The sequence below is a fragment of the Syntrophorhabdaceae bacterium genome, from assembly GCA_028698615.1.
Lineage (GTDB): Bacteria > Desulfobacterota > Syntrophorhabdia > Syntrophorhabdales > Syntrophorhabdaceae > Delta-02.
In genome coordinates, this window is record JAQVWF010000002.1 from 139,107 (window position 1) to 148,526 (window position 9,420).

Annotated in this window: 11 protein-coding genes; 8 read left to right on the plus strand and 3 right to left on the minus strand. The window is 56.4% G+C overall.

Annotation, left to right across the window (positions count from 1 at the left end):
• The first annotated feature begins 99 nt into the window (after positions 1 to 99).
• Positions 100 to 855, plus strand: coding sequence for a response regulator transcription factor (locus PHC90_01800; protein ID MDD3845075.1), 756 nt, complete (start codon positions 100 to 102; stop codon positions 853 to 855).
• Between the two features lie 6 nt (positions 856 to 861).
• Here the strand turns inward: PHC90_01800 and PHC90_01805 are convergent, their stop codons facing one another.
• Both PHC90_01805 and PHC90_01810 read right to left on the minus strand, forming a co-directional pair.
• On the minus strand, positions 862 to 2,064 hold the full coding sequence (locus tag PHC90_01805; GenBank protein MDD3845076.1) for a Xaa-Pro peptidase family protein: 1,203 nt from the start codon (positions 2,062 to 2,064) through the stop codon (positions 862 to 864).
• Positions 2,039 to 3,751 (minus strand): proline--tRNA ligase, encoded by a 1,713-nt coding sequence (locus tag PHC90_01810; GenBank protein ID MDD3845077.1) that lies wholly within the window; start codon positions 3,749 to 3,751, stop codon positions 2,039 to 2,041. The genes PHC90_01805 and PHC90_01810 overlap by 26 nt, the downstream gene beginning before the upstream one ends.
• A 241-nt stretch (positions 3,752 to 3,992) precedes the next feature.
• On the opposite strand from PHC90_01810, the gene PHC90_01815 reads away from it, so the two are divergent.
• Positions 3,993 to 5,660, plus strand: a complete 1,668-nt coding sequence (locus tag PHC90_01815; GenBank protein ID MDD3845078.1) for a DUF853 family protein — start codon at positions 3,993 to 3,995, stop codon at positions 5,658 to 5,660.
• Here PHC90_01815 and PHC90_01820 read toward each other — a convergent pair.
• Entirely contained in the window at positions 5,620 to 5,874 is a 255-nt protein-coding gene (locus PHC90_01820; protein ID MDD3845079.1) for a hypothetical protein, read from the minus strand. The two genes, PHC90_01815 and PHC90_01820, sit on opposite strands and share 41 nt — an antisense overlap.
• An 83-nt stretch (positions 5,875 to 5,957) precedes the next feature.
• On the opposite strand from PHC90_01820, the gene PHC90_01825 reads away from it, so the two are divergent.
• The 6 genes from PHC90_01825 to PHC90_01850 all read left to right on the plus strand — a co-directional run.
• Positions 5,958 to 6,647, plus strand: coding sequence for a hypothetical protein (locus PHC90_01825; protein ID MDD3845080.1), 690 nt, complete (start codon positions 5,958 to 5,960; stop codon positions 6,645 to 6,647).
• Complete coding sequence (locus PHC90_01830; protein MDD3845081.1) at positions 6,604 to 7,437, plus strand: hypothetical protein; 834 nt, start codon at positions 6,604 to 6,606, stop codon at positions 7,435 to 7,437. The genes PHC90_01825 and PHC90_01830 overlap by 44 nt, the downstream gene beginning before the upstream one ends.
• 252 nt (positions 7,438 to 7,689) lie before the next feature.
• Positions 7,690 to 8,334 carry a hypothetical protein gene (locus tag PHC90_01835; GenBank protein ID MDD3845082.1) on the plus strand — a complete coding sequence of 215 codons (645 nt, stop codon included), beginning with the start codon at positions 7,690 to 7,692 and terminating at the stop codon, positions 8,332 to 8,334.
• Between the two features lie 10 nt (positions 8,335 to 8,344).
• Complete coding sequence (locus PHC90_01840) at positions 8,345 to 8,824, plus strand: hypothetical protein (protein ID MDD3845083.1); 480 nt, start codon at positions 8,345 to 8,347, stop codon at positions 8,822 to 8,824.
• Position 8,825: 1 nt separating this feature from the next.
• Complete coding sequence (locus tag PHC90_01845) at positions 8,826 to 9,218, plus strand: hypothetical protein (GenBank protein MDD3845084.1); 393 nt, start codon at positions 8,826 to 8,828, stop codon at positions 9,216 to 9,218.
• A 6-nt stretch (positions 9,219 to 9,224) separates the two neighbouring features.
• The coding region (locus PHC90_01850; protein MDD3845085.1) for a hypothetical protein at positions 9,225 to 9,420 on the plus strand (196 nt) is incomplete at its 3' end.

Genomic DNA, 9,420 nt, shown 5'->3' on the forward strand with positions numbered 1-9,420 from the left:
GCCTCGCAATGTATACACTGGCAGAAGCAGATATCGTTGCGCTCAGTCATTTCATGGCAAATCGGTCTGATCCGATAAATTGGCCAAAGGAAGGGGAATATGATATCGAATGATCCTAAACCGGAGATCCGGACAGTTATCGTGGATGACGAGCGGCTGGCCCGAAAAAATCTCAAGGACCTTCTCAGGGTGCACCCCTATGTCCATGTGATAGGGGAAGCGGCAGCCGCAGCGGAGGCGCGTGACGTCATCGCGAAGACGAGGCCGGACCTTGTCTTTCTTGATGTGCACATGCCTGAAGGCTCAGGGTTCGACGTGCTTGACAAGCTGAAAGAGCGGCCTTCCATCATATTTGTCACTGCCTACGATGAGTTCGCCGTCAGCGCCTTTACACGCAATGCCCTCGATTATCTTCTGAAACCGCTCGATCCCGGCCGCCTGAACCTTTCGCTTGAAAGGTTCCTGTCCACCCCCCGTGATCGGGGGCAGCCCTCTCTCATTACGCGCAACGACCGTATCTGCCTGAACGCCGGGGAAAAGGTCTTTTTCATCGAACTCATGGACATTGCCGCCATCATGTCGGAAAGGAACTATATTCGTATTTTCAATGTCAATGGCGAATGCTTTGTGCTGCGTTCGCCTCTCAAAGAGTGGAAGGAGCGGTTTCCTTCGGACATCTTCATGTTCCTGGACCGTTCGCTGATGATCAACAGGCATCACGTACGCCTCCTCAAAAAGAAGAACCGAAACGGCGAGGTCTATGTGGAGAGCATTGAAACGCCCTTTCACCTGGGCCGGATCGCGCTGCAGCGTTTCAAGGAACTCATGGGTGTGGGAGACAAGCAGGGCGTTTGACAATCGTCAAACGTAAACCACATCCAGGGGTGTTTTCGTTACCCTTTCGAGTCCAGTCTTACGAACGACGAAATCCACCTCGATCCCTATAGCGCCCTCGCCGGGGAAGATGAACTTTGGCTCGAAGGCGAAGACCATGCCTTCCTTAAGGACCATTCTGTGCCGGGGCGTAATGACAGGCAGTTCGTTGATCTCGAGGCCGAGACCGTGACCGATGAAGGCCACCTGGCCTTCTCCGTGGCCCATGAAATGGTCTTCCAGACCGGCGGCCTTCACACGATCGAGGGCCTTTGCGAAGACCTCCGTCGCGTCGGTGCCTTCCTTTGCAAGATCCATTGTCCCATGGATGATATCCCGGGCCACCTCGTAGGGCTTATGAAAAAGCTCCTTGAGCGGCCCCACCGAATATGCCCGCGTCTCGTCGGTGATGTACCCGTTGTAACCGCCGCCGTAATCGACGATAATGGGAATCCCCCTTTTTACAACGTTGACGGAGGCACCCTGGGCAATGGCGTGGGTCACGCCTATCCCGGATATGGGAACGTCGGCGCCGGAGGTGATCGTCGTCGAGTATCCATGGGTAACGTACACGCTCATCATCTCCTGATTGAGGCCCCGCATCCTGAGGAACCCCTGGTGGCCCCACCTTCTGCCTTCGGCGAGAAGCGCCGCGTCGATGTCGATCTCCCGCACCCCTTCTCTGATGACATCCTTCGCCTTCTCAAGGACCCGTTCCACGATCCCGCCCGATCTTCTGATCTGCTCTATCTCGAACTCACTCTTTATGAGCCGAGCATCCCTGATGATCTGCGAGAGGTCCCCCATTGCGTCCTGACCGAGAAGTGATTTCCATCGTTCGCAGAGTGCGACGGGGACCACATCGAGCTCCATGGCGCATTTTGCCGGGAGCATCTTCTTTTCCGACAGGATGTCTTTGACCTCTTTGTCGCGTTTTATGGGTATGACATCGAGAGGTGTCTCCATCTGAGCCCGAAATATGCTCTTTTCGACAAAGAACGCGGGGCCCCTCTCGGCAGAGACTGCGAGCATTCCCCGCTGGAGGGTTCCCGTGAAGTAAAAGATGTCGACGTTCTGAATGATGATGGCAAGTTCGATACCTTTCTCGGCCATCCCTCTGCGAAGGTTGTCGATCCGTGCCGTTATCTCCTCTTTCGGTGTCAGATCACCGGTGTTTAGCGTCTTCAACATAGTTTATGATCCTCCCGGCCGCCTCTGCCGCAGGCACCTTTTCGAATTCTTTTCTGTCCCGTCGTTTTATCTCCACGATGCCTTCCTTGAGGCCCCGTTCTCCTATCGTGATGCGAAGGGGTATCCCAATGAGGTCGCAGTCCTTGAACTTGACGCCCGGCCGCTCGTCGCGGTCGTCAAGGAGCGCGTCGACGCCTTTCGCCAGAAGCTCCTCGTATATCTCCCGGGCAACCTTCATGCTTTCCGCGTGGGTCGTGTTCACGGGCAGCACATCCACCTCGAAGGGGGCGATCGGCAGGGGCAGTATCATGCCGTTCTCATCGTTGCCCTGTTCGATGGCGGCGGCCACGGTCCTGCCGACGCCGATGCCGTAGCAGCCCATGACCATGAACTGCTCCTTGCCCTCGCTGTCGAGGAAGGTGGCGTTCATTGCCTTGCTGTACTTGAGACCGAGCTTGAAGATGTGTCCCACCTCGATACCCCGGGTCGCAACGAGCGTCCCCGCGTCGCACCGGGGGCACCTGTCGCCGGCGACGGCCACCTTTACGTCGTGGAAGCCTTTGACCGTGAAATCGCCGATGTTGACGTCCACCACGTGGACATCGCGTTCATTGCCGCCGATGACGAAGTCCTCCATGGAGGTGAGGTCCATGTCGGCGTAGAGCGGTATGGAAAGCCCCATGGGGCCCGAGAATCCCAGGGGACCGCCCGTGGCCTCCTCAATGGTCCGCTCGTCGGCAAGTTCCAGTTCATCAAGCTTGAGAAGATTCTTCAGCTTCGTGTCATTGATTTCCCTATCGCCCCGGACCAGGACGCCGATCGTGCCTTTATCGGTGGTATAGATAATGGTCTTCACAAGCTTGTCGGGCGTTATCCCGAGGAAGGAAGAAACCTCGTCTATCTTGCGCTGGTTGGGTGTCTCCACGCGTCTGTGGAGGCCTTTTTTCGAGGAGACGGCCTTTTGTGCCGCCCCGACCTCGGCCCTTTCGAGGTTGGCTGCATAGCCGCAGGCGTCGCAGGATATGATAATGTCCTCGCCCGTGTCGGCGAGCACCATGAACTCGTGGGAGAAGCTCCCGCCTATCTGGCCGGTGTCGGCCTCGACGACGCGGAACCGGAATCCGCACCGCGTAAAGATGCTGACGTATGCCTCGTACATCTCCTTGTAGCTCTTCTCTGCCGAGGACTCGTCCGCATCGAAACTGTAGGCGTCCTTCATGGAGAATTCCCGGGAGCGCATGATCCCGAAGCGGGGCCTGATCTCGTCGCGAAACTTGTTCTGTATCTGGTAGAGATTGACGGGGAGGTCCTTGTAGGATTTTACCTCTCTTCTCACCAGGTCGGTGACAACTTCCTCATGGGTGGGCCCGAGGCAGAGCTCCCGGTTGTTCCTGTCGACGAATCGCAGGAGTTCCTTGCCATATTTTTCCCACCGTGTGCTCTCGACCCAGAGCTCCTTCGGCTGTACGGAGGGCATGAAGATCTCCTGGGCGCCTTTTTTGTTCATTTCCTCGCGGATGATCTGCTCCACTTTTCTGAGCGATTTGAGCCCGAGAGGGAGCCATGTATAGACGCCCGAAGCCAGCCGCCTGACAAAACCTGCCCGCAACATGAGGCGATGGCTTGCCACCTCGGCTTCTTTCGGGTCTTCCTTGACGGTGGGGATGAACATTTTAGAGAACAGCATGATTACTCCTTCACATGAAGATATGCATTCGGATTACCGCAATGGGACTGCCAGACTGAGAGAATCTACCATGATTTCGCCCTGTGAGCAATAGTCTGCGGTTCGCGCAAACGGCGTAAAGCGCTTGACTGGACCCTGAGACTCTCTCTTTCGCTATTCCCATTACATGACACGGTCCATTGATGAAAGGGCGCAGCGGGCCAGGATCGCTCCTGCTTCGCGTCTGCGTCCGCAGACGTGGTTGAGGATCCGATGGATCAACCCTGTGGCAATGACGGCAATTTCCCTTGCCGCGGCCTTTCTGAGCCCCCTTGCGGCATTCTGCGTTTTCGGTGCCGGGCTCGTGCTTCAAATGATGGCATCGGCCAATTCACCCGGCCCCGTTTTCACGCGCAGCGAGGGTGAGGCCGCCATATTCCTCGGAAAAGACCACTACGGAATTCCTGTCATGCTGCCCATTCACGAGATCACCCGTCACGGTATGCTCATCGGTACGACGGGTTCCGGGAAGACAACGGCCATAAGGAGCATTGCCGATTCCATCATGAGACTCGGCGGAGGGTTCTGTTTCATCGATGGCAAATCGGATGTTACCGACACCTATGAGGTCCTCTACGAGATCATCGAAGGATGCGACCGCGTGGAGGACTTGCTTGTACTAAATTTCCTCAATCCGTCGCAGTCGCACACCTTCAATTTCATGACATACGGCGATGCCGATTTCCTCGCCGAGATCATGACGGGTTTCTTGAAGCAGGCGGAGGGAGACCAGGTCTACTGGCAGGAGAGAGGCAAGATCCTGATGAAGGCTGTTCTTGCGCAGCTTGTTTACAGGAGGGACCACCCGGAGGTCTTCGGGGAATATGTTCTTACGCCGTCGGAGGTGCGAAGGCATCTTTCTTTCGATGAACTCCTCTTGCTCGAGGCGGACGAACGATATCCCGTGAATGACTGCGGGCAGCCGGTGAAAGCCCGCCTGAGGGCATTGCTCGGGGACCTGCCCGGCTGGGAGGAGTACCGCACGAGAGGTCAGGGCAGAATGTCACCGGCGGCCGGGGAGGCACTCAGGCAATACGGATTTTTTGTTCAGCAGTGGGGAGCCCCTCTTGACCTTCTCGCCGGGACGTTCAACAGGATCTTTGATACCGATGCGCCGGAGATCGACATGGTCGATGTGGTTTCCAATAGCCGCATCCTCGTCGTTCTCCTTCCCTCACTATCATATTCGATATCGACCCTTCAGGCGCTGGGAAGACTCACCCTCAATGCATTCAAGATCGCCCTGACGACAGCGCTCGGGACGAGAGTGGAAGGGAATTACGAAGAGATACGGCGTGATGTCCGCCGCCGCCGCCCGTCAATCCCGTTCACCCTTATCGCAGACGAATACGGGTCGTACGCGGTGGAGGGTTTCGATACCATCCTTGCCCAGGGGCGCTCCCTGGGTTTCGGAGTCATCATATCCGTTCAGGAACTTGCGTCGCTCTTCAAGGCGTCGGAGACGGACGCGAAACGGCTCATCGGCAACACCAATTACAAGATCGTCATGAAGGTGGAGGACACGGACACGGCGAAATTCCTCGGGGAGCGGGCAGGCGAATCCTTCTTCATGATGCCCAATATTCGGAACGACAGCACGATGATGGAGAGCCTCGGCAACTGGGACGGCACCTATGCCTTTCAAAAAGGCAGCCGCATAGAGATGAGAGATCTGGCGGGTCTCAGGGTAGGTGAAGGATACATCTTTGCCGGGGATGAAGTGAGGCGGTTCAGAACGCGCTACATTCCCCCCAGGGGCGATGTGAAGGAATTGAGGCTGATGAAATACGTGAAAAGGACGGCGGGGGACAGCTCAAACGGGCCTGGACCTACAGACCGGCGTTGCCAGAATACAGGCCGCACCGGGTGAGCGTGGAGATAATTATCCACGAGGTCAGTTTGTAGCATGTCAGAAAGGACCCGATGATGATCATCTTCCCACCGCCGGCCCCTCCTTTCGCAGCGTCGTTTCCGCCGGCAAGGCGCATGAGGCCCTTGATGATGAGAAAGGCTCCCAAAACAGGCATCATGGGGGAAACCATGGTCTGTGCATTGCTTATCAGTTTTGTGATCAATTCGGTCATGAGAACCGTTCCAATGTTCCAGAGTTCCAGCGTTCAAATGCTCAGGTGTTCGATGGTGCTATTTACCATATAGCGGGAGATGGATGGCGGTTTTCAAGAAAGGGGAAGGAAAGGGTTCTCCGGCGGACGGCGGCGAGGCCCTTGCGATAGAGATAGGCATATTCCGGGGCCTGAAACTCACCTCCAGGGCCCTGCTCTTCATTCCCGCGGCAACGGTTGTTCTCGGCATCATCATGGTGGCGGCGTCGATCGTCATCGTGGCTGCGGGGAAAGGTAAGGACAAGATCGTTTTCATGGATTCAACAGGGAGACCCTCCCTGATCCGTGTTGACGATCCCGACAGGATCCACTGGCCGGAGCTTGAGATATTCTGCAGGGACGCGATCAGGGATATCCTCGGTTGGACGTACGTGGAGGTGAGATCGCAGGGCGATTTCACCAATCGGATAGGCCGGGTATCAAAGCGCTTCGATCCTGCGTCCTTCAGGGCCTTCTACGAGCCGTACCGGGACAATTACCTCAAGTCCCTGTCAGACCAGAAGCTTATAGTCATTGCCGAGTGGAATGCCCTCAAGGATTCGAAGATACGGGGCAGGGAAGCGGTCGTCGTCGCCTCGGTGAGGCTCAATGCTGTCCGGGTTGTGGGAGAAGAGGCGGCGGGCGAAGACCTCAAAGTGAAGACATATGAGATAAAGCTGTATAAAGGAGTGCGCAGTGCGGAGAACCCTTTTGGTTTGTATATTGTTCGTTTTTCTGAGCCTGCCGGTGGTTGAGGCCGCACCGGAGCAAACTTCGGAGGCCCGGAACCAGCCAGCGGAAGGACAGATCGCTGTCCCTCCCTTCGACCTTCCCGAGAAGGATATCCGCCAGATGAGGGAGAAGGTGCAGCGCCTGAAACCTCTTCTTGAAAAGGATCGTGAACTGGTACGCATGAGGGAGCGCGATATCGATGAAGCGCCGGGTGTTGTGCCCGCCATCCGTCTTGCTTACGGGTATGGCAGCGTCATCAACCTTCCCTACAGTTTCAGCGCGGATGATATCGCGATCGGCGCAGGCGAGAAATTCGCCATCGAGACAAGAGGCAATTCCCTCATCATTTTTCCGGTGAAGGAATTCAAGTCAACGAACATCATTGTATTCGAAAGAACGCAAGGGGAGCAGGTGCCCCACCATTACCTGCTTGTCGAGGACGGGGCGTCGGGAGAGGCGGATCTTACCATAAACGTAAGGCGGGGAGGCATGGGCGGCGCAGCTGACCTGACCGACGCTATGGTGCGCGTCATCACGACGCAGCGTATCCCTGAGAAGGGCAGCGCAGAGGATATCCTCCTCGGCGGCAGGTCGCCGTCACTGACAGATCTTACAGCCTATCCCTTCATACGGATGATGAAACTTTCGAAGCCGGAACTCTATGTTTTCATGATCGCCGGAAAGGTGATGCCCGTTGGGGAGGCCGAGTTCTCCCTGGACCTCGGTAACGGGACAAGCATCGTGGCCTCCCGGGGCCGGGATATAAAGGTACGGAGGGTGGCCGATGGGAAAACGTTCACTGACGCCCGTTAGCTGCTGCGTGGTTTTCCTTGCGCTGGTGTCCGGCTTGATATCGCCCCTCGCAGCGCAAACGCGGGAGAAGCCCCCCGGGTCTCCTTCAGACTTGGTCTCATCAACCACGGTGCGTGCCTTTTTGCGGCAGATCGCCTTTGTGAAGTCCTTTTCCGTCGGGTATCCCTACCAGTTTCGGCAGGGGAGGTCAGGCGCGGGGGTCGGTACGATCACTGTCGATGATTTGAAGGACCCCGGAAAATGAGGATGGCCGTGAGAAGAAAGAAACTCACCATTTCGATCACAGGCATTGCGGCTCTCGCAGGGGTACTCCTTGCCCTGGCCGGATGCGCCCCCACCATCAGGGCGGTGCCGGAGGATGTCATCGAGTCGGAATCCATCCGGATCGCGCGGGAAGAGGGCAGAGAGGAGGGCAGGAGGGAATATTCGCGCCTCTGCAAAGAGGAACTCGAGGAGCGATTGCGGGATTTTGTTCGGAGATACCGGGATGAACTCCTGTATCTCGAATTGACGAAGGGCGGTGCCATTCTTCCGGCACAGGTGAGGCTCATCTATAATCCTGCGAAGATAAGCCGGGACGGAAGCAGCTACTCGGCGCCGACCCTCGTCTGGAGGATCGTGTCGCCGCCTCAGTTCGTCTCCGATGAGTCGGGCGGAGACTGGCTCAGCAGGGATCGGGCAAACTTCTGCTATTTGCTTGTGGATTCCTTTGCCACGGAGGCTGAGGCTTTTTCATTCCTCGGAAGTTCCCCCAAGCCTGACGACGTATTTGTGACGATCGCACCCCACGGCGAGGGCGGGAAATGGGCTGTGATCGCGAAGGTATTCAAAGCAAAGTGTGACGGGGCGATGGCCTTCTATAAGAAGCTCGGCCGACAGGCTATCCGTGTGGAGTAGGAGGCTTACAGTGCTGATCAGATATCTGCCGGGCAAGTTTGATGAAGGTATCCCGGTGCCTGTTCAGAAAAAGATAGTGTTTCATGAGCGCGAAAAAGGGGACAGGGGGAGGCTGGTCTTCGAGACCGGCGACGGCAAAAGACAGGAGGTACGGCTCGAACGCTGCACCCCGCTCATGTCGAAGGAAAAAAGACTCACAACGTGGTTGAAGATGGGGGGTTTGTTCATTCTGCTCGTTGCTTTTTGTGCCGGAGGCTGCGGCATAGCGCTGAGGGTATACGCGCAGGGTATTGCGGGCCTGAACGTCCTCGCCATGCTCCAGCTCATCGTCAGCTGCGGCCTTGCCGGATACGTGTCATGGGTTTTCAAGGTCACCGTTGAAAGATATCTCTATGGAGGCCTTTCTTTTGACCGCGGAGACATATATTTTCAGTCTGACGATGAGAAGGCCATGTTCAACGACATACTGAAAAAGGACAGGAGGAGATAATATGATTCCAGCATCAATGAGGGAGAAGGCAAGAAGATTGATGGCTATGCAAAAGGGCTGTCTTCTTGCCGCGCTGTATTCGCTGTTTACCGCCGTCCATATAAGGAACGGCTGGGCGCAGACATTCAACGAGAGCCGGTGGGCCACGGAGACCACCGATGCCGGGGAGTTCCTGAGCAACCTTGCCAATATAATCATGTATGGTCTCCTGGCGATCTCTTTTTGCGCGGGGACGGGTCTTATCATATGGGGTTTCGTGGTGATGGCGAACAAGGACAACAATCCCCAGGGCGCCCAGGGGGCGTGGAAGAAGGTTGCTTTCGGAGGTTGTCTCGTATCGACCTCGGCAATTCTTGGGATCATCAAGGCGACCATGACGGCGAGCGCCGGATAGATGACCATGGATCCCGGGACACGACGCGACTATCAGAACATAAACAGCGCCATCATCGTACCGAGGCTCAACATATCCCTGGAGGACCTGTTCATCTCTATTTGCCCGGCTATGCTGGGCAACGGCGTTGCATCCATCCTGTCATATATCTCGGAAGAGATCGGTGTTTTCGTCATCACGACGGGTATATGCGGGTCTATTG

Bases quoted from the DNA above. Each gene is read 5' to 3' on its own strand.
- PHC90_01800 (MDD3845075.1), top strand. From the start codon at position 100: ATGATATCGAATGATCCTAAACCGGAGATCCGGACAGTTATCGTGGAT.
- PHC90_01805 (MDD3845076.1), bottom strand. From the start codon at position 2,064: ATGTTGAAGACGCTAAACACCGGTGATCTGACACCGAAAGAGGAGATA.
- PHC90_01810 (MDD3845077.1), bottom strand. From the start codon at position 3,751: ATGCTGTTCTCTAAAATGTTCATCCCCACCGTCAAGGAAGACCCGAAA.
- PHC90_01820 (MDD3845079.1), bottom strand. From the start codon at position 5,874: ATGACCGAATTGATCACAAAACTGATAAGCAATGCACAGACCATGGTT.
- PHC90_01825 (MDD3845080.1), top strand. From the start codon at position 5,958: ATGGCGGTTTTCAAGAAAGGGGAAGGAAAGGGTTCTCCGGCGGACGGC.
- PHC90_01845 (MDD3845084.1), top strand. From the start codon at position 8,826: ATGATTCCAGCATCAATGAGGGAGAAGGCAAGAAGATTGATGGCTATG.